Below are 18,064 nucleotides of genomic sequence, written 5' to 3'. Positions count from 1 at the left end.
ATTATTCAGGACCGACTTTTCGATTTTTTATTTTTGGTTTTTAACTTTTTGCTTAATAAAGCGTAAACTCTACCCGGCGGTTTTTCTGGCGGCCTGACGCCGTATTGTTGCCGGCGATGGGTTGCGTTGGGCCGTACCCGGTGGCTTCGATACGCGAAGCATTGGCGCCCTTGCTCACCAAATAAGCCTTTACTGCCTCAGCACGTTCTTTAGAAAGGCGCATATTGGTTTGCATCGAACCTGTGTTGTCAGTATGGCCGGCCAGTTTAAGGCTGAAGTTCTTTTCGATCAGCAGGGCCGCAACCTTATTGAGGCTGGGGTATGAATTAGGACGTATGGTAGATTTCCCTAAATCGAACTCCAGGTTTTGAATGGCCTCGTCTACCACACGGCGATCTTCGTCGGTAACCACCACCTGCTGCACCACGGGCTTAGGTGCGGGTAGAGGACAGCCTGCACCGTCCACGCTGGTTTTTTCAGGCGTTCCCGGGCATTTGTCATATCGGTTGGCTACGCCATCCCCGTCATCATCTGCGAGGTCTGCATATAGCCGCTCAACTTCCGCTTGCAGTTTTTCGTTAGCCCCTTTCTGCGCTTCAAAAGCCTCCTTCTGCGCCAACAGTTCGTCGTATTTCGCCAGGTATTCGGCTTGCATGCCAGATACCGGATTGCTGTTTCCTAGAAACGGTTTGGTCTTGTCACCCAGTGCGAATTCAACACCAAGATGGGTATAAGAGAAGATGTCCTTCGATCCGCCCGTAGTTACCCCATCGAAGTTGGCCGATTGTACCAAGCTCATCCGGTACCCCAGGTCGATGCTGATATCCGGGGCTACGGCAAATTTCAGTCCCAATCCTGCCGGAACGAAAAGCTCGGTAGTCGGTTCGCTGGTCGTAGTGGTTCCGTTTATCTCAGCGGTCGGCTCAAAGCCCAGCGCACCCAGGCCCACATTCAGGTAAGGCTTGATGATGCCGTGATGATGCCGCCAGTTAATGTTGGCCAACGTGACGTTTGCCGATAGGGCTACCGACCAAGGCAGCTTGGTTTCAAAGGCATTGTCATTGTCTTTATAAGCGCCTGCGACGGTACCGCCGGTATATTCGGCTTGGACACCAAAGCCGGGTAGGATCTGCCGTTTTACGTACAGGCCGTATCCAAGATTATGTTCTACCTGATCAAACCTGCGGCGTATGCCGATCAGGTTAGACTGGTTGAGCAGTCCCACATGGGCGCCGATGGACCATGTCCGGTATTCGGATTCAGGCGCAAATGGTTTAACCTCGTTGGGGGTGGTTTGCGCGGTAAGCTGCGTGGTGGCGAGTATACCTGCTGCTGCAAGCATTCCTGCTTTCATTACGTTCATGTTCATGTTTTGTAATTATGTTATACGATAGTTTTGATGTTTTCGACGTGACAAAGTAAATTAATTTATCCGTTTTGGGCTAACCATACGAGAAGTACAGATAACCTAGCCCGATCAGGATGGCGCTGCCAAAACTGAGCAACGTGCCGATCAAGACATATTCCGTAAGTTTCCGGTCTTTTCCCTGCCGTAAATCACCAAACCGGAAAATAGATTTGGCAGTCAACAGGAAGCCAACGGCTTCCCAGTGATCGATGACGATAAATAGGAAGACAAAGAGACGCTCCAGTATGCCGATAAACCGCCCCGCTTTGATCAGTGATTCGTCATCCGAGAACAAGGCGTCCTGTTGGATATCCTGTGTTTGGGGGCGCCATTGGGCGATCATCATTTTAACAAGTATGGCGGGTACAAAAATGACCAATGCCAATGCGGTTATAAAGCCCAGATGATCGGCGAAAAAATGGGTTGCCCAAGCAAGGTCGAACGGTTGATACCAATGCGTTACGAGGGCAAGTACCGCGATGTGGAGCGCTTGATCCAGCAAAAAATAATATAGCGCATTTTTGCTATTCTCTGCATAGAGTTTGGCCACATCGAATACATAGTGTGAGATGATGATGAAGATAAAACCTGCCCAATAGGCGGTATTGAAACCAAGAAACACGGCCAATAACGCTGCATGGACCAGGAGGTGAATGTAAAGCCTGCTCGATTGGTATTTGTGCCGTCGTTTGTCGGCCACCCAACTATCGGGTTGAAGGCAGAAATCGCCGATGATATGTGCCAGCAGCAGCGTTAAAAATAAATTCATCCGGTTGTCTTTTGTTTTACCAGTTCCCTGAAATAAGCTTCCATTTTCATGATCTCTTCATACCCGGCGCGTTGCTGCCGCTCGCTTACCCGGCCTTGGCTGATTCCGATCATGCTGCCCAATTCCGATTGGGTCTTGTCCGGGTTTTGCATGGAAAGCACGACAATTTCAGCAGAGTTGGGTGTCCAACGGTCCATGGTCAGCAACGCCAGTTCCAAGCAGGTGTTGATGGCTTTGTCGACTTCCTGCCAAGGCGATTTGAGGGCCAATGTGTTTTTTTTCAATTGATCAAATAACCGGCCAGAGTGCACAAACGCTTCACCGTTTGCCTCACTGATTTTCGGTGCATCGTAGGTCTTGCTGCCAACACCGATGGCCATCCGTACGTCTAAGCCGGCGATACATTTGACCAAGGCTTTGATATATAAGGCTTCTCTGAGCGCGGTTTGAGCTTGGACGATTTCCGCCTGAAAACTGTCGCCGCGAATGATTTCCCATGTTTTTGGGGGCGATCCGAGATTGGAAAAAGCTGTTTTTAGCTTTGATAACCATTCATCCGGATTGGCAACCTTTCTGGAATTTACAATATCTCCGGTTATGACACCTATCATCGTATCGCAATTGGTCTGTGCAAAGGTAATGCAACGAAGCGACAAAATCCAAAATATCTGTCTAAAAGCATATTTTTTTATTTATCTGCCTATAAACAGATAATTATATTTATCTGCCTTGGACTGGATATTTTGCTGATCGTCCCGCGCCGCAGCACCTGTTGGGATAATTGCATAAGCAGGCAATTTTGACTAAGTTTGCGCAAAAAGATCAAGCATTTTTATTCAATGACAAGCAGGGAAATCCGCGAAGCCTTTTTGGCTTTCTTTAACGATAAAGGTCATCAAATTGTACCATCGGCTCCCGTAGTGATCAAAAACGATCCTACGTTGATGTTTACCAACGCCGGTATGAATCAGTTTAAGGATATTTTTTTAGGAGAAGCGCGTGCGCAATATTCCCGTGTGGCCGATACCCAACGCTGCCTCCGCGTATCGGGCAAGCACAACGACCTGGAGGAAGTGGGGATCGATACCTACCACCACACGCTGTTCGAAATGCTGGGCAATTGGAGTTTCGGCGACTATTTCAAAAAAGAAGCCATCGCCTGGAGTTGGGAACTTCTCACCGAGGTATACCAGCTCGATAAAGACCGGTTGTATGTGACTGTTTTCGAGGGCGATGCGGCCGATGGCTTGCCCAAAGATGAGGAGGCCTTTGGTTTTTGGAAAGGGTTTATCAACGAAGACCGTATCCTATTAGGCAATAAAAAAGATAATTTTTGGGAAATGGGCGACATGGGTCCCTGCGGCCCCTGTTCGGAAATCCACGTGGATTGCCGTTCCGATGCCGAGCGCCAAGCAATAGACGGTAAAACCTTAGTCAATGCAGACCATCCACAGGTTATTGAGGTATGGAACTTAGTATTCATGCAGTTCAACCGGCAAAAGGATGGCTCATTGAAGCCGCTGCCGGCCAAGCACGTGGATACCGGTATGGGGTTCGAACGGTTGGTGCGTGTCATCCAGCACAAGGGTTCCAACTATGACACGGACGTGTTTCAGCCCATTATCGGATACATCGCCGACCGGGCAGGTGTGCCATATGGCGGCAATGAACAAACAGATATCGCCATGCGGGTATTGGCAGACCATATCCGCGCGATCAGCTTCGCGATCGCCGATGGTCAGCTGCCCTCAAACAACAAGGCCGGATATGTCATCCGCCGTATCCTGCGGCGCGCGGTCCGGTATGCGTACACCTTCCTCCATTTCAAAGAACCCTTTTTACACGAGCTGGTGCCCTTGCTGGCGAAGCAATTCGACGGTGTTTTTAATGAATTGATCGCCCAACAGGAATTTGTGCAGAAGGTCGTGTTGGAAGAAGAGCAGGCTTTCCTGCGTACCTTGGTCATCGGTGTACAGCGGTTTGAGGCTTACGCTGCCGAAAACCAATCGATAACAGGCGATTTCGCCTTTGAACTATACGACACATTCGGCTTCCCCATTGATTTGACCGAGCTGCTCGCACGGGAAAAGCAGATGGAAGTAGATATGCCCGGATTCCAGCGGGCACTGGAAACGCAGAAAACCCGGTCACGGGCGGCTACGGCCATCGACACGGGTGACTGGGTGGTGCTACAGGAGGGCGACAAGGTGGCGTTCGTCGGGTATGATCAATTGGAATGTGAAACCGAAATCCTCAAGTATCGGAAGGTGAGTGCCAAGGGTAAAGACCAATACCAGTTGGTGCTGGCGGCAACGCCATTCTATGCCGAAGGTGGCGGACAGGTGGGCGATACGGGTATGTTGGTGACCCCGGAGGGTAATGCGCAGCTCATCATCACGGATACCAAGAAAGAAAATGGACTCATTGTGCATTATACACCGGCGCTGCCTCAGGAACTGCGTGGTACCTTCGTGGCCACGGTAGACATCGCCAAACGGCTTGAAACGGAACGTAACCATTCTGCTACCCACTTGCTGCACGCGGCGCTCAAACAGGTGCTGGGCAGCCATGTTAACCAAAAAGGATCGCTGGTCAATGCTGATTATCTGCGGTTTGACTTTTCGCACTTCGCCAAGGTGAGCGACGATGAGCTTTTGCAAATCGAGCGCCTCGTAAATGCCAAAATACGCGAAAACATTCCGCTCAAGGAAGAACGGGACGTACCCTTCCAACAGGCCATTGATGCCGGTGTAACGGCGTTGTTTGGTGAAAAATATGGCGATCGGGTACGTGTGATCACGTTCGGCGAACAATTTTCAAAAGAATTATGCGGGGGTACGCACGTCCGTGCCACCGGGCAAATCGGTTTTTTTAAGCTGGTTGCCGAAAGCGCAGTGGCGGCAGGGGTGCGGCGCATAGAGGCCATTACGGGCAGCCATGCAGCGCAGTTCGTATACGAGCAGACAGAAGTGATGGGCAAGCTGAGGGGACTGCTCAACAACCCCAAGGATGTGGTGTCAGCTGTTGATCGGCTGCTGGAGGAAAACAGTGCCCTGAAGAAAGAGGTTGAGCGCGCTACCGCCGATAAAGCGCTCCAATTAACGGGCAAACTCGCCGCTGAGGCCGAGATCATCGATGGGGTGGCGTTTGTCATTGCGCGCGTAGACCTACCAAATGCCGATGCCGTAAAGACGCTTGCTTACGGGCTAAAAGGACAATTGGAACGCCTCTTTCTCGTACTGGGCAACGAAGTAGACGGGAAGCCCGGGCTCACTGTGGTGATCTCGGACAGCCTGGTGACAGAACGTGGTTGGAATGCGGGCACCATCGTGCGGGAATTGGCCAAAGAAATACAGGGCGGCGGCGGGGGGCAGCCGTTCTACGCGACCGCGGGCGGCAAAGATGTGCAGGGTTTGGAGGGAGCGCTAGCGAAGGCAAGAACATATATACACCAGTAAGAAAGGGTATTGAACATGAGGAATAGAGCTGTCATCCTGTTGGGATGGATCGTGTTGGTTTTCGCGGCTTGCACGAGCAATGAAACGTTTACGATTGATGGTCAGGTGGCCAATGCCGGTGGCACGAACACCGTATTGTTGTACGAGGGCGATCGAAAACTGGATTCGGTGTTTCTCAACGAAAGGGGCGAGTTCAAGTTGAGCCGTGCGGCATCCCATCCGCGGCTGCTCACCTTGGAGGCTGGAAAGAACAGGTATCATCTCATCTTGCAAAACGGCGATCAGGTGACCTTCAGGGCCGATCTGATGCAAGCGAGTCATACGTATGAGGTGACGGGCTCCCCACTGTCTGAAAAAATAAAAAGCTTCGCGGGCACGCTTGCGGAAAAGGAAGGTTTTGAAGCGTCGCTGGAGGAGTCATTTGCACGTGAGGCAGTAGGGCTGGACGATACGGCGCTGATGAACCTCCGGCAGCAATTCCTAGAAACGTACCGCAAGCGCGTACAGGAATATACAGACGCTACCTTACAGTTTGCCAATCAACACGATGATTTGGCCGGCTTTTACGCCATGACAACGCTCGACCCGGAGCAGGCCGAAGCCGCGTTGATCGCCTATGCCGACCGTATTGCGGGCCGGTGGGATGACAATGCGCGCGTGCGGCAGTTTTTGGAAGAGATGGCCCGGTTGAAGCGGCTTGCTGTCGGCCAGCCTGCGCCTGATTTTGAGTCGCTCACACCTAATAACCAGCCCGTCAAGCTCTCCGACTTCAAAGGCAAGTATACCCTCGTGGATTTCTGGGCGTCGTGGTGCGTGCCCTGCCGGCAGGAAAATCCCAATATCGTCAAGCAGTACCATGCATTCAAGGATAAAGGGTTTACGGTCTTAGGGGTATCGTTGGATGGTAATCCCGGCGCGTGGATGCGCGCCATCCAAGATGATCGGCTCGAGTGGACACAGGTTTCCGATTTGCAGCAATGGGGCAGTGCGGTGGTAGGTCTGTACCGTATCCAAGCCATTCCGACGTCATACCTGTTGGACCCGCAGGGCCTGATCACCGCAAAGAACCTGAGGGGACCGGAGCTGGAAGCCTTCTTGAAGAAAACGTTGGATTAGTGCTTCCTTTATGTTAAAGGTTGATTGTTGTTTAACGATTTATTAATATTGGGTTAACCAATATTTGTCATTAAGTACATACTTTAGCAAAAAATAACACCATGAGCACTGCAAAACAAAAGATATTGGTGGTAGACGATGAGCCGGATATCGTCGAGTTGATCGCCTACAATCTCAAACGCGAGGGCTATCAAGTGTACACCGCATCCAATGGGCAGGAAGCCGTATCCACCGCCAAGAAGATCATGCCGGATTTGATCATCCTCGATGTGATGATGCCCAAGATGGATGGGATAGAAGCTTGCCGCATTATGCGTGCGATGCCAGAGTTTAAAAGCACATTCATGGTATTCCTAACTGCCCGCAGCGAAGAATATTCCGAAATTGCCGGGTTCAACGTCGGTGCCGACGACTATATTGCCAAACCCATCAAGCCGCGTGCACTGCTAAGCCGCATCAACGCCATCCTCCGCCGCAACGCGCAGAGCGAGGAGCTGCCCAATGACAAGCTGGAGATTTCTAACCTGGTCATCGACAGAGAAGCCTTCTTGGTATTCAAAAACGGCGAAAAGATCGTCTTAGCAAAAAAAGAATTCGAATTGCTTTACCTATTGGCATCCAAGCCCGGCAAGGTATATACCCGTGAGGTTATTCTCAAAAATATCTGGGAAGACTCCGTCGTGGTGACCAACCGCACGATCGATGTCCACATCCGCAAGCTTCGTGAAAAGATTGGCGAAACCTACGTCTCTACGGTGAAGGGGGTGGGATATAAGTTCGAAGCTGACCATCAGGAAATGTTGAAGTCTTCATAAACTGTTTTGCGGAGCGGGCAGTCAGTAGCATCGGCGACTTGGTTGGCCTCATTTACCAGGCGCCCACTGCTGATCAGTTGGTGGAGTTTTTTGATGTCATAAGCAAAGATGTGATCCTGTTCGGTAAAGGGCACTTCGGTTCTTACCAGCGCATGACAGGCCTCCAATACCGCTGATGATTTGAGTGGCCGACGGAAATCCAGGGCCTGTGCGGCATATAACAGCTCGATAGCCAAAATATATTCCAGGTTATCAATTACCTTATTCAGTTTGCGTCCGCTGATCGCGCCCATGGATACGTGGTCTTCCTGCCCCAGGGAGGTTGGGATACTGTCGGCGCTCGACGGAAAGCATAAGGCTTTATTTTCAGAAGCCAGCGCCGCTGTGGTATACTGTGGTATCATGAATCCGGAGTTTAATCCGGCATCCTGAATGAGTAGCTTTGGAAGGCCATACCGGCCCTCGATGATCAGGTAGCACCTGCGGTCAGAAATGTTGCCCAGCTCTGCAGCCGCTACCGTGGCATAGTCGAGGGCAAGCGCCAGGGGTTGCCCGTGAAAATTTCCGCCACTGATGGTATCTTGCGCGCCCAATATGATCGGATTATCGGTGACCGCATTGATTTCAATCTCGGTAAGCGTCTTGAGGTGAAGCCATGCGGTGCGCGAAGCCCCATGTACCTGTGGCATACAACGCAGCGAATAGGGGTCCTGTACCCGTCCGCAATCCGGATGGGAGTTGGCGATTTCCGATCGATGCAGCAGTTCCCATAGGCGGTGCGCCACCATTTGATTGCCCGGAAAGGGACGGATTTGATGCAATCGGGCGTCAAAAGGCTTATAGGAGCCCATCAATCCTTCGAGTGACATGGCACCGATGATGTCCGCGGCGTCAAGCGCATTATGGAGGCGATACAGGGCATGTACGGCATGCGCTGCTATAAATTGCGTACCATTTATCAACGCCAGCCCTTCCTTGGGAGCCAGCTGAAGCGGTAGCATCCCTTCGGCACGCAGCGCGTCCTCAGCAGGCAGAATGCTACCCTGATAATAGACTTCGCCAAGTCCAATAAGCGGCAAGAAGAGGTGAGAAAGAGGGGCGAGGTCGCCAGAGGCACCTACTGAACCTTGCTCAGGCACCACCGGGATAATATGCTGCTCGGCCATTCGGATGATGCGTTCAAGCGTGCGCAGCCGGACACCGGAGTACCCTTGAGCCAAAGACTGCACCTTCATGATCATCATGGTTTTGGCAATGGCCATCGGAATAGGGTTGCCTACACCCACCGCATGGCTTTTGAGCAGGTTATGCTGCAAGTTGGCCGTATCCGCCGCTGAAATGATGGTGTCGCACAGCGGACCAAACCCCGTATTGATGCCATATACAACCGTGTCTTGGGATAGGATCTCGTCCACAAAGCTTGCAGATTCGTCTACCTTGTGGCGGGTTTTTGCAGATAATGCGCCGCGTAGTTGACCGTGGGTAAGCGCCATCGCTGCTCCGACGGTTAACTTATCGGTGCCGTATCGAAAATGTTTCATCCAAGCCAATATTCGGAACTATCCACGACTTTATCAAATCAAATCAGAAATATCCACTGCCGACCTTGAAATATTCCATTAACTTTGGGGAGCGCTATGTCAGTATTCCGATTCAAGCAGTTTGATATCGATCAGGAAGGTTGCCCGATGAAGATCAATACGGACGGGGTGTTGCTGGGTGCCATGGCGGCGGTTACCGCTCCTCAACGCATCCTCGATATCGGGACCGGTACAGGGGTCATTGCGCTGATGTTGGCACAGCGGTTCCCGCTTGCTGCTGTCGATGCGATCGAAATCGACGCCATCGCTGCTCATGCCGCCAGCAAAAATGTTGAAGCCTCGCCATTTGCAAGACGGGTAGACACCCATGCTACCGCGTTGGCGGATTTTACACCCCGGCAATCCTACGAGTTGATGGTGTCGAATCCACCCTATTTTTTGGACTCACTCAAAAACCATGATGCACGCAAGCGAGTCGCCCGGCATACGGATAGAACCTTTTTTATGCAGTTATTAGCCTGTTCGGTCCAATGGCTGACACCACAAGGGAGTTTGCAGGTGATCCTTCCGGTGTCGCTGGCTGATACGGTGCGCCTGCTGGCCGAAAATCAATACGGCATGACCGTGCAGGGGGCGGTGGATATCCGTTCATTTGGTACCACCCCAGTCATACGGCGCATGCTGGCCATCGGAAAGGCACCGTTGGCCAGCCCATGGGACGATCAAGAATTGGTGATCTACGAAGAGAAGGGGGTTTATAGCCAGGCATACCGCAAGCTGCTCAGCGATTTTTTTCTGGCGTTTTAATAACGTGATAGTAATAGCATAAGATGATCAAGATCGGATTGCTTTCGGATACACACGGATACGTTGACGAGGCTGTCTTCAGGCATTTCGAATCCTGTGATGAAATATGGCATGCGGGCGATTTCGGAGATGTTGCCGTGGCCGATACGCTGGCCGCTTTTAAGCCGCTGAAAGGGGTTTATGGGAATATCGACGGCGCGGACATCCGCAAAACATACCCGGAGCACCTCCGTTTTACCTGTGAGGCGGTGGATGTATGGATGACCCATATCGGAGGCTATCCCGGTCGCTATAGTCCGCAGGTAAGGCCGGAGATCCTTCATCACCCCCCTAAACTGTTCATTTGCGGGCATTCGCATATCCTCAAGGTGATGTATGATCAAAAGTTACAATGTCTTCATCTCAACCCCGGCGCAGCCGGAAAACAAGGGTGGCATCAGGTTCGTACGCTTTTACGATTTAGCATTCACGACAGTCGCATCGAACATCTTGAAGTCATCGAGCTAGCAGGACGGTAAAGGATGGTTTTACACTAAGTTTTTTTAAAATCATTGTCGATATGGTTTAGTATAGGTATTTTTGACTTGTTAAAGAAATAGATAAAATACACTAACCCAATTTTTACCATGACAAAGGTGACTACCCTTGGCCAGTTCATTATCGAGAAACAGGCCGATTTTCCATATGCAAAAGGCGAATTGTCGAGACTTTTGCGCGATATCGGCATTGCTGCCAAGATCGTTCATCGGGCGGTCAACAAGGCCGGGCTTGTCGACATTCTTGGTGACAATGGTACGGTAAACATCCAAGGCGAGGGACAGAAAAAACTGGATGTATATGCCGATGAGCAGTTTGTCTCTGCGTTGCGTAGTGGGGGAGAGTGTTGTGTGGTAGCGTCCGAAGAACATGATGAGTGTGTGTTTATCCATTCTGAAATATCAAAAAACGCCAAATATATCGTGTGCATCGATCCGTTGGATGGGTCATCAAACATCGATGTCAATGTGTCCGTAGGCACGATCTTTTCAATTTACCGCCGTATTGCCACTACGGGACCGGTACAGCTGGAGGAGGTCCTCCAAAAGGGTACTCATCAAGTGGCCGCGGGCTATGTTGTCTACGGCGCGTCCACCATGTTGGTGTATACCACCGGCAGGGGGGTAAACGGCTTTACGCTCGACCCGTCAATCGGCGAATTTTGCTTGTCCCATCCGGATATGCAGATACCCAGCAATGGGACGATTTATTCGATTAACGAAGGTAACTACGTCAAATTCCCACAGGGAGTAAAAGATTATATTAAATATTGCCAGGTAAACGACGAAGCTACGCAACGACCGTTTATCTCGCGCTATATCGGATCTATGGTCGCCGATATTCATCGCAACCTCATCAAAGGCGGGGTTTTCCTCTATCCAACCACGTTGTCCCACCCGGAGGGAAAATTAAGGCTGATGTATGAATGCAATCCATTGGCATTCATCGTGGAGCAAGCCGGGGGCAAGGCTACTGACGGTTGCCGCCGGATACTGGATATTCAACCTCAACACTTGCATCAGCGCACACCGATCTTTATCGGCAATGCCGAAATGGTCGAAAAGGTGGAAGAATTCGTAGGGAGTATCGGGCGAACAGCAGGCGCTGGCGGGTTAGAGGCTGTCGCGCACTTCGAGTAAAAAGGTCTTGAGGCGCTCCAAGGAGTCGATCACACGCTGGTTTTCACGGGCCTCGCTTTTGTTGTTCCGCAGGTAGTCGCGGGCACCTTGCAGCGTGTATCCCTTGTCTTTGACCAAGTGGAAGATGATTTTCAAGTTGGCAATATCATCAGGGGTAAATAGGCGATTGCCTTTTTTGTTCTTTTTGGGTTGGATGATGTCAAATTCGCGCTCGTAAAACCGTATTTGCGACGCATTGACGCTAAACATGGCCGTCACCTCGCCCATGGTGTAGTAGAGTTTGTTTATTTCGCGCTCTTTGTATGGCATGCTACGCAAAGATACAATTCCCGGTCAATTATCATACAAAAACCTTATCGCAGTTTTAAGCGCGGTGTCGCCGCTTAGTCAAACGACTGATTTTCTTGAGAAGCAGCCTTCAGGATCGCGACGTATTCAGCAGGCGTAAGGTCATTGTAAATGAAATTGATGGGATTTATGGGTTTATTATTTTTGTGTACTTCATAATGCAGGTGCGGCCCTGTCGATGTGCCCGTACTTCCGACATAGCCGATGAGGTCGCCACGCCGTACCTGCTGGCCTGCTTTGACCGTAAACCTGCTCATGTGGCCATAGAGCGTTTTATAACTATACCCGTGGTCAATGATCACCCGGCGACCATAGCCACTATCCGGGCCTGCGGCCTCCACCTTGCCATTTCCGGTCGCATAGATAGGCGTACCTACAGGAGCCGTAAAATCGATCCCCGCATGCATCTTCCGTATCTTATAAATCGGATGGATCCGTATTCCAAAGCCTGAGATGCCTCCACGTATCTTTCGGCTGTCTACTGGTTGGATAGCCGGTATGCTGGCCATCATTTCCGTTTTCGATTTTGCCATCTCGGTCAGGTCGTCGTAAGATTTCGATTGCACATATAGTGCTTTGGAGATATAGTCGAGTTTTTTGGCGGTTTCGATCATCAGATCCGAATTGCTGAATTGCTCCAAGTCTTTGTAGCGGTTGACACCGCCGAAGCCTGCCTTACGGATGTCCGCATCGATGGGCTCCGCCTCAAAGATGACTCGGTAGATATGGTCGTCTCGATGCTGCATATTTTCTAGCGCCGCTTCGATCTGTTTCAGGCGTTCTTGCGTGATGTTATACTGCAGCGCCATTTGATCAAGTTCTCGCTGAAGCAGTTTTTCCCCAGGCGAATCAATAAATGTGAAACTCAGATAGAAAAAGAAGACGGCGCAGGCGAAAGAGCTGGTGAGAAACCCAAGTATACGCAAAGCCCAGGTCCTCGCGCTTGTTTTGACTTTCTCATACTTCAGTGTATGCGAATTGTAATGGTACTTCGTTTTCGCCATTCGCGTGGGTTCCGATCAGTTTAACATGGGGTTATACGGAGTTCGATGCAAAGGTACTCAGTTTGGACAAACGAAATATGTAAAAAAATGTTAAAAATCAAAACATGATACCGACTTTTGTGTTTGATGATCGTAATAAGCCGCTTGTTGACTTCACTTTTTGGTTTCGGTTTTGCGCAAGGGGTATTGGTGTTTCCCTTTATTTTCTTGAAAAGTAAGCGTTTACGGGCTGATGTTTACCTGATCAACCACGAGCGGATCCATTTCCGGCAGGCAGTCGAGTTATTGGTGGTCGGATTCTACCTGCTGTACCTTTTTGAATTCCTGTTGAGACTTATCCAATATAGGCAGCTTGATCGCGCCTACCGCGGGATTTCGTTTGAGCGCGAGGCCTATATCCATGATAAAGACTTGCAATACCTACGGTATCGCAGGCCCTGGTCATTCAGGCATTATTTCCGGTTCCGCATTAATTGAGCATGCTGAGAAACAAGGCCACCTTTTGCTTGAGCTGACGCCGATCAACGATAAAATCGAGAAACCCGTGCTCGAGTAAAAATTCAGATGTCTGAAATCCTTTCGGCAAGTCCTTTTTAATTGTTTCCTTGATGACCCGTGGACCCGCAAAGCCGATGAGCGCACCGGGTTCGGCGATATTGATGTCGCCCAACATGGCGTAAGATGCGGTCACGCCACCGGTGGTAGGGTCGGTCAAGAGACATATATACGGGATTTTCGCTTCGGCTAGTAGGGCTAATTTGGCAGACGTCTTGGCCATCTGCATCAAGGAAAAGGCCGCTTCCATCATGCGCGCACCCCCTGATTTGGAGATCAGCATGAACGGTATGCGATGTTGTATGCAGTAGTCTATGGAGCGGGCAATTTTTTCTCCGACCACCGAGCCCATGGAGCCTCCGATAAACGTGAAGTCCATACAAGCCAATACGAGGTCTTGCCCATCTATTTTGCCGTGTGCGCAGCGGATAGCGTCGTTCAACCCCGTTTTGGCATAGCTTTCTTCCAGCCGTTCGGTATATTTCTTCGTATCTTCAAACTGGAGCGGATCGCCGGACCGCAAGTTGGCGAATAGCTCGGTAAACTGATTGTCGTCAAACAAAATGGCGAAGTAGGCGGCGGAGCCGATGCGAAGGTGGTAGCCACAGTAGTGGCACACATACTTATTCTCGATCTGTTCGATGTTCAGCAACGGTTTTTTGCAGGAAGGGCACTTATTCCAAAGACCATCTGGCGCTTCCTTTTTGTGCTCGGTAGCCGTACTGATTCCGGCCTTTTCACGTCTAAACCAACTCATGCCAATCGTTATATATGGGGTGCAAACTTAGGTAAACTTGTGTGAAGATGCAAGAATAGTTGCGCGAATGCAATGATGAAAAATAAAAAATGGGTAAGCTACTTTTATCGCACCGCTACAACCCGACACCCTTGCTGCGTTCCCACCCTGGGGGATTCTCGGGGAGCTGGTCGTAAAAGACTTACCCACGGCAAAAGTAGCAAAAATTGCGGTAATGACCAATAAAAAAATGATTGCTTTCCAGATGGCTGATATACAACACTATTTATTGTATCCGGTACACCTTGCCCGGCAACGCCACGATAACGCCTTTCAGCTCCATTTCAAGCAAGGTGATGGCGAGTTTACTTTGCGGCCATCGAAGGTGCAGCGATAGGTCGTCTATCGCCAACGTCCCTGCCGCTTGGATGGTCTCATAGACTTGCTGCTCTGATGCATCAAGCGATATCGGCAATTGAAGCTGCTTGGATTCCGGAGGTGAGACCTCCACTTCCCAATTCATGAGGTATTCCAAATCTTTTGCACTGGTGATCATGTGTGCGCGGTGCGTTTTGATGAGGTAGTTGCACCCCGCTGAAAAATCCTGATTCAGGTTTCCCGGAAAGGCACATACGTCGCGGTTGTAGGTGTTGGCGATTTCGGCGGTAATGAGTGCCCCTCCTTTGGCCGCAGCCTCCACCACGATGGTCACATCGGCCAATCCCGCAATGATCCGATTGCGCATCGGAAAGTTCTGCTTATCCGGATTAGTGCCCGAAGGAAACTCCGTGAGCAGGCCCCCGCGGTCGAGCATTTTTGCCGCCATCTCCCGGTTTGTGGCCGGGTAGATGCGATCGAGACCATGTCCCAGCACGCCGACAGTCGGTATTCCATGGCCAAGGGCGTTCCGGTGGGCGTGGCTATCTATACCATGGGCAAGACCACTGATGATGGTGACGTTGTAAGGCAGGAGCGCCTCAATAAATGCGGTGCAGATGGATTTCCCATAAGAGGTGGCGTTGCGTGTGCCCACGATGCTGATGATGCGCGGTGCATTCAAGTCGGTATTTCCTTTGAAATAAAGCAGCAGTGGGGCATCGGGGCAGTCCGCCAGCCGCTTTGGGTAGCCTTTGTCATCCCATGAAAGTATTTGGATGTGGTGTTTTTCCACAAAACAGAGCTCCTTCTCTGCCTCGTGGAAGACATCGGCTTCTCCGATAGCATCCGCCAGCCGATGGCCGATGCCCGGGATTGCCATGCGTTCCTTTTTGGAGGCGGCAAACACCGCCTCCGCACTCCCAAAGTGGGAGATCAGGTGCCGGCCCAGCACAGGGCCAATTCCCGTTACCTTGGTCAATGCAATTTGGTGTAGTAGGCTCATTCGATATGCGAAGATAAAAAAAATGGATTTGATTGCGATTGAAATAAGCAAATTAATATTTTATGTTGTCAAATCATATGTTGTTAAGTTTGTCGTATTTTTGACGTTAATGAACGAATTCCAACACCCCGAAGTCTGGATGCGGGGTCCCATTGCCGACGTGCCACCGTTGTTACAGCCCGTCGCGCATGCCCTGCTGCAAGCAAGCGAGGAAGTAGCACACTATCTGGAAGGCTTTGACGATAGCCGACTATGGGACAAGCCCGCAGGGATGGCTTCTGTGGGTTTTCATGTGCAGCATATCACCGGAGTGATCGATCGGATGTTTACCTACGCCTTAGATAAATCATTGTCCGAGGAGCAGTTTGCATACCTCCGGGCGGAAGGGCAGGATGCACCCGGTACTACCGCTGCTGATCTGGTCGCCGCTTTTCAGCGACAAGTAGGTACGGCGATCACCCAATTGAAAGAAACGGACGAAGCTGTATTGCCCGATACCCGATACCTGGGCCGGAAACGCATACCGACCACGCTCATCGACCTGTTGTTCCATGCAGCGGAACATACGCAACGGCACGTTGGGCAGCTATTGGTTACGGTCCGGATTCTCTCGCAATAATCGTTTGGATAGTTGTTTTAAACCGGGATATATACCAAGTGCTTTGTTTCGAAAAACGCTTCTTCGAAATAATCGGACAGCGGGTATACCTCGGCGGGTAGCCGGGTTTCACGGATTTCTTCCCGCAGGTCGCCGCCCTTGAGGTAGAGGATGCCATTGGGAATGGCATTCTTGTCTTTTTTCAGGAATTTATTGCTCACCCAAGGATAAAAATCAATCAGCCGGGTGACCGCGCGCGATACCACGAAATCATACCGCTCGTCTAATTGCTCCGCGCGGATATGATCGGCCTCCACATTTTCCAGTCCGATGGTTGCCGCCACCTCTCGCACCACTTTGATTTTCTTGCCGATGGAATCCACCAGGTGGAAGTGCACATCCGGAAAGGCTATCGCCAACGGAATGCCCGGAAAGCCGCCGCCTGTACCTACGTCCAATATCCGCGTGCCGGCTACAAAGTTGGTAAACTTGGCGATACCCAGTGAATGCAGCACATGATGTAGGTATAAGCTATCGATATCCTTACGGGAGACGACGTTGATCTGCGCATTCCAATCCGGGTATAACTCGCCCAGCTGCCGGAACTGCTCGCGCTGTTTGCTGGATAGCTTCGGGAAATAGCGGTAGATGATGTCAACAGGTGGGTTGAGGGTTACTTCCATTTCACTTCTTTTTTAAATAATGCAAAAAAGCCATTGAAACAGATATATGCATAATACATCACATCCAGCAGCGGCAGCATCCAGATTAGTCTGCTTACTTGGAGTTTCTTCATGATCGGATAATAGATGATGAGCTGCACCAATAACCTGAAAAGGTAGATTCCTGCTACTGCATACCAATATTGCGGGAATACGATTACGGTGGCGATGGAAAATAGATAGAACAAAAGTGCGGTGATGACCTGCGTGGCCAGCATCCTTCGGTGTGAAGCTTTGTACGCTTTCGAGGCTCCTGCATGTCGTGTCTTCTGCCGGGAGTAGGCCGCAAAGGTGGCCTTCGGTTCGCTCCATACCTGTGCCTCGGGATGGATGCAGATGGCGGTGTTATGGGGCGTGGCGTTTTCGTTTACAAAGAGGTCGTCGTCGCCCGAGGCAATGTGCATGTGCGAGGCAAATCCCTTTCCCCTGAAAAATAAGCTTTTGGTGTATGCGAGGTTGCGCCCCACGCCCATATAGGCCCTTCCTTTGCGTGCGTAGGAGAGGTAGCTCATGGCGGTATGAAACGTTTCGAAGCGGATCAATGTATTCAATAGGCCGGGCTTTTTGACATAGGGCGAATAACCGAGCACGATTTCCTCGCCGCCGATAAATCCGTCGGCCATGTGCCGCAGCCATTGGTCTGACTGCGGTACGCAATCGGCATCGGTAAACACCAGCAGTTCGTGTTGGGCGGCTTTGATACCTAAGGTAACGGCAAACTTTTTCCCGTGTTTGAGACGCACATGCTCGGCGATTTCTACTACCTTCAGGTGTTTATGCTGCGTGCACAGTTCCTTCAAAAGCCATTTCGTGTCGTCTTCCGAAAAGTCGTTCACCAGTATGACTTCAAAATTCGGATAGTCCTGGGCAAGGATGCTCGGTAGGTTTTGCCGCAGGTTTTGCTCCTCATTGCGGGCGCAGATAATGACGGACAGGGGAGGTGTGGCGGTATCATTTCTTTTCGCCAGTATTTTGTAGATGGTCAGCTTGCCATAAACAAACAGCAGAAAGTACAGTTGGAAGACCAGGAGCAGCCCACATATCCCGAATAAGGATAAAAAAGCAACGTCGGTGAAGGGGTCGAACATATCCATAGCTGTCGCCAAAGATAGCTTTTTATCCCGTTGTTT

At 50.7% G+C, this 18,064-nt stretch carries 18 protein-coding genes and 1 other RNA gene; 8 read left to right on the top strand and 11 right to left on the bottom strand.

Annotated elements, in window-relative coordinates:
- Positions 1-52: 52 nt before the first annotated feature.
- The 3 genes from ACMGDE_RS13525 to ACMGDE_RS13515 all read right to left on the bottom strand — a co-directional run bounded on the left by ACMGDE_RS13525 (position 53) and on the right by ACMGDE_RS13515 (position 2,788).
- Positions 53-1,369 carry an OmpA family protein gene (locus tag ACMGDE_RS13525; RefSeq protein ID WP_436833340.1) on the bottom strand — a complete coding sequence of 439 codons (1,317 nt, stop codon included), beginning with the start codon at positions 1,367-1,369 and terminating at the stop codon, positions 53-55.
- Positions 1,370-1,442: 73 nt separating this feature from the next.
- Entirely contained in the window at positions 1,443-2,177 is a 735-nt protein-coding gene (locus ACMGDE_RS13520; RefSeq protein WP_436833339.1) for a DUF3307 domain-containing protein, read from the bottom strand.
- Positions 2,174-2,788 carry a sigma factor-like helix-turn-helix DNA-binding protein gene (locus ACMGDE_RS13515; protein ID WP_436833338.1) on the bottom strand — a complete coding sequence of 205 codons (615 nt, stop codon included), beginning with the start codon at positions 2,786-2,788 and terminating at the stop codon, positions 2,174-2,176. The genes ACMGDE_RS13520 and ACMGDE_RS13515 overlap by 4 nt, the downstream gene beginning before the upstream one ends.
- 228 nt (positions 2,789-3,016) lie before the next feature.
- Here ACMGDE_RS13515 and alaS point away from each other — a divergent pair, with 228 nt between their 5' ends.
- The 3 genes from alaS (at position 3,017) to ACMGDE_RS13500 (ending at position 7,566) form a co-directional block, all read left to right on the top strand.
- Positions 3,017-5,635: an alanine--tRNA ligase gene (alaS, locus tag ACMGDE_RS13510; RefSeq protein WP_436833337.1), complete on the top strand. Its 2,619-nt coding sequence runs from the start codon at positions 3,017-3,019 to the stop codon at positions 5,633-5,635.
- Positions 5,636-5,650: 15 nt separating this feature from the next.
- Complete coding sequence (locus tag ACMGDE_RS13505) at positions 5,651-6,751, top strand: redoxin domain-containing protein (RefSeq protein ID WP_436833336.1); 1,101 nt, start codon at positions 5,651-5,653, stop codon at positions 6,749-6,751.
- 101 nt (positions 6,752-6,852) lie between these two features.
- Positions 6,853-7,566 carry a response regulator transcription factor gene (locus ACMGDE_RS13500; protein ID WP_436833335.1) on the top strand — a complete coding sequence of 238 codons (714 nt, stop codon included), beginning with the start codon at positions 6,853-6,855 and terminating at the stop codon, positions 7,564-7,566.
- Here the strand turns inward: ACMGDE_RS13500 and hutH are convergent.
- Positions 7,542-9,107, bottom strand: a complete 1,566-nt coding sequence (gene hutH, locus ACMGDE_RS13495; RefSeq protein ID WP_436833334.1) for a histidine ammonia-lyase — start codon at positions 9,105-9,107, stop codon at positions 7,542-7,544. The two genes, ACMGDE_RS13500 and hutH, sit on opposite strands and share 25 nt — an antisense overlap.
- Positions 9,108-9,203: 96 nt before the next feature.
- Between hutH and ACMGDE_RS13490 the strand changes: the two genes are divergently transcribed.
- From ACMGDE_RS13490 to fbp, 3 genes are all read left to right on the top strand, one after another.
- The gene (locus tag ACMGDE_RS13490; RefSeq protein WP_436833333.1) at positions 9,204-9,914 is read left to right on the top strand and encodes a tRNA1(Val) (adenine(37)-N6)-methyltransferase; all 711 of its coding nucleotides are present in this window, start codon (positions 9,204-9,206) and stop codon (positions 9,912-9,914) included.
- A gap of 23 nt (positions 9,915-9,937) precedes the next feature.
- The gene (locus ACMGDE_RS13485) at positions 9,938-10,432 is read left to right on the top strand and encodes a metallophosphoesterase family protein (protein ID WP_436833332.1); all 495 of its coding nucleotides are present in this window, start codon (positions 9,938-9,940) and stop codon (positions 10,430-10,432) included.
- A 108-nt stretch (positions 10,433-10,540) separates the two neighbouring features.
- Positions 10,541-11,590 carry a class 1 fructose-bisphosphatase gene (fbp, locus tag ACMGDE_RS13480; protein ID WP_436833331.1) on the top strand — a complete coding sequence of 350 codons (1,050 nt, stop codon included), beginning with the start codon at positions 10,541-10,543 and terminating at the stop codon, positions 11,588-11,590.
- Here the strand turns inward: fbp and ACMGDE_RS13475 are convergent.
- Both ACMGDE_RS13475 and ACMGDE_RS13470 read right to left on the bottom strand, forming a co-directional pair.
- Positions 11,564-11,899, bottom strand: coding sequence for a MerR family transcriptional regulator (locus ACMGDE_RS13475; protein WP_436833330.1), 336 nt, complete (start codon positions 11,897-11,899; stop codon positions 11,564-11,566). The genes fbp and ACMGDE_RS13475 overlap by 27 nt on opposite strands.
- A gap of 74 nt (positions 11,900-11,973) precedes the next feature.
- Positions 11,974-12,942: a M23 family metallopeptidase gene (locus tag ACMGDE_RS13470; protein WP_436833329.1), complete on the bottom strand. Its 969-nt coding sequence runs from the start codon at positions 12,940-12,942 to the stop codon at positions 11,974-11,976.
- A 126-nt stretch (positions 12,943-13,068) separates the two neighbouring features.
- Here ACMGDE_RS13470 and ACMGDE_RS13465 point away from each other — a divergent pair, with 126 nt between their 5' ends.
- Positions 13,069-13,419 (top strand): hypothetical protein, encoded by a 351-nt coding sequence (locus tag ACMGDE_RS13465; protein ID WP_436833328.1) that lies wholly within the window; start codon positions 13,069-13,071, stop codon positions 13,417-13,419.
- Here the strand turns inward: ACMGDE_RS13465 and accD are convergent.
- The 3 genes from accD to dprA form a co-directional block, all read right to left on the bottom strand.
- Positions 13,412-14,254 carry an acetyl-CoA carboxylase, carboxyltransferase subunit beta gene (accD, locus tag ACMGDE_RS13460; RefSeq protein ID WP_436833327.1) on the bottom strand — a complete coding sequence of 281 codons (843 nt, stop codon included), beginning with the start codon at positions 14,252-14,254 and terminating at the stop codon, positions 13,412-13,414. The genes ACMGDE_RS13465 and accD overlap by 8 nt on opposite strands.
- 88 nt (positions 14,255-14,342) lie before the next feature.
- Positions 14,343-14,441, bottom strand: an RNA gene (ffs, locus tag ACMGDE_RS13455) — signal recognition particle sRNA small type.
- A gap of 78 nt (positions 14,442-14,519) precedes the next feature.
- Complete coding sequence (gene dprA, locus ACMGDE_RS13450) at positions 14,520-15,614, bottom strand: DNA-processing protein DprA (RefSeq protein ID WP_436833326.1); 1,095 nt, start codon at positions 15,612-15,614, stop codon at positions 14,520-14,522.
- Between the two features lie 109 nt (positions 15,615-15,723).
- Here dprA and ACMGDE_RS13445 point away from each other — a divergent pair, with 109 nt between their 5' ends.
- Positions 15,724-16,233 carry a DinB family protein gene (locus ACMGDE_RS13445; protein ID WP_436833325.1) on the top strand — a complete coding sequence of 170 codons (510 nt, stop codon included), beginning with the start codon at positions 15,724-15,726 and terminating at the stop codon, positions 16,231-16,233.
- A gap of 17 nt (positions 16,234-16,250) precedes the next feature.
- On the opposite strand, the gene rsmG is transcribed toward ACMGDE_RS13445, so the two are convergent.
- The gene (gene rsmG / locus ACMGDE_RS13440) at positions 16,251-16,895 is read right to left on the bottom strand and encodes a 16S rRNA (guanine(527)-N(7))-methyltransferase RsmG (protein WP_436833324.1); all 645 of its coding nucleotides are present in this window, start codon (positions 16,893-16,895) and stop codon (positions 16,251-16,253) included.
- Positions 16,886-18,028: a glycosyltransferase gene (locus ACMGDE_RS13435; RefSeq protein ID WP_436833323.1), complete on the bottom strand. Its 1,143-nt coding sequence runs from the start codon at positions 18,026-18,028 to the stop codon at positions 16,886-16,888. The genes rsmG and ACMGDE_RS13435 overlap by 10 nt, the downstream gene beginning before the upstream one ends.
- Positions 18,029-18,064 lie beyond the last annotated feature (36 nt).

It is taken from the genome of Parapedobacter brassicae (assembly GCF_051400755.1).
Taxonomy (GTDB): domain Bacteria; phylum Bacteroidota; class Bacteroidia; order Sphingobacteriales; family Sphingobacteriaceae; genus Parapedobacter.
Note: the sequence above shows the minus strand (reverse complement) of the source record. Positions and strands in the feature narration are given on the sequence as shown.

What these genes read in the sequence shown, in the direction of transcription:
- ACMGDE_RS13445 (WP_436833325.1), top strand. Translation starts at nt 15,724, where the DNA reads ATGAACGAATTCCAACACCCCGAAGTCTGGATGCGGGGTCCCATTGCC.
- dprA (WP_436833326.1), bottom strand. Translation starts at nt 15,614, where the DNA reads ATGAGCCTACTACACCAAATTGCATTGACCAAGGTAACGGGAATTGGC.
- ACMGDE_RS13475 (WP_436833330.1), bottom strand. Translation starts at nt 11,899, where the DNA reads ATGCCATACAAAGAGCGCGAAATAAACAAACTCTACTACACCATGGGC.
- ACMGDE_RS13520 (WP_436833339.1), bottom strand. Translation starts at nt 2,177, where the DNA reads ATGAATTTATTTTTAACGCTGCTGCTGGCACATATCATCGGCGATTTC.
- ACMGDE_RS13485 (WP_436833332.1), top strand. Translation starts at nt 9,938, where the DNA reads ATGATCAAGATCGGATTGCTTTCGGATACACACGGATACGTTGACGAG.
- fbp (WP_436833331.1), top strand. Translation starts at nt 10,541, where the DNA reads ATGACAAAGGTGACTACCCTTGGCCAGTTCATTATCGAGAAACAGGCC.
- ACMGDE_RS13465 (WP_436833328.1), top strand. Translation starts at nt 13,069, where the DNA reads ATGATCGTAATAAGCCGCTTGTTGACTTCACTTTTTGGTTTCGGTTTT.
- accD (WP_436833327.1), bottom strand. Translation starts at nt 14,254, where the DNA reads ATGAGTTGGTTTAGACGTGAAAAGGCCGGAATCAGTACGGCTACCGAG.
- hutH (WP_436833334.1), bottom strand. Translation starts at nt 9,107, where the DNA reads ATGAAACATTTTCGATACGGCACCGATAAGTTAACCGTCGGAGCAGCG.
- ACMGDE_RS13505 (WP_436833336.1), top strand. Translation starts at nt 5,651, where the DNA reads ATGAGGAATAGAGCTGTCATCCTGTTGGGATGGATCGTGTTGGTTTTC.
- ACMGDE_RS13515 (WP_436833338.1), bottom strand. Translation starts at nt 2,788, where the DNA reads ATGATAGGTGTCATAACCGGAGATATTGTAAATTCCAGAAAGGTTGCC.
- ACMGDE_RS13470 (WP_436833329.1), bottom strand. Translation starts at nt 12,942, where the DNA reads ATGGCGAAAACGAAGTACCATTACAATTCGCATACACTGAAGTATGAG.
- alaS (WP_436833337.1), top strand. Translation starts at nt 3,017, where the DNA reads ATGACAAGCAGGGAAATCCGCGAAGCCTTTTTGGCTTTCTTTAACGAT.
- ACMGDE_RS13435 (WP_436833323.1), bottom strand. Translation starts at nt 18,028, where the DNA reads ATGGATATGTTCGACCCCTTCACCGACGTTGCTTTTTTATCCTTATTC.
- rsmG (WP_436833324.1), bottom strand. Translation starts at nt 16,895, where the DNA reads ATGGAAGTAACCCTCAACCCACCTGTTGACATCATCTACCGCTATTTC.
- ACMGDE_RS13500 (WP_436833335.1), top strand. Translation starts at nt 6,853, where the DNA reads ATGAGCACTGCAAAACAAAAGATATTGGTGGTAGACGATGAGCCGGAT.
- ACMGDE_RS13525 (WP_436833340.1), bottom strand. Translation starts at nt 1,369, where the DNA reads ATGAACATGAACGTAATGAAAGCAGGAATGCTTGCAGCAGCAGGTATA.
- ACMGDE_RS13490 (WP_436833333.1), top strand. Translation starts at nt 9,204, where the DNA reads ATGTCAGTATTCCGATTCAAGCAGTTTGATATCGATCAGGAAGGTTGC.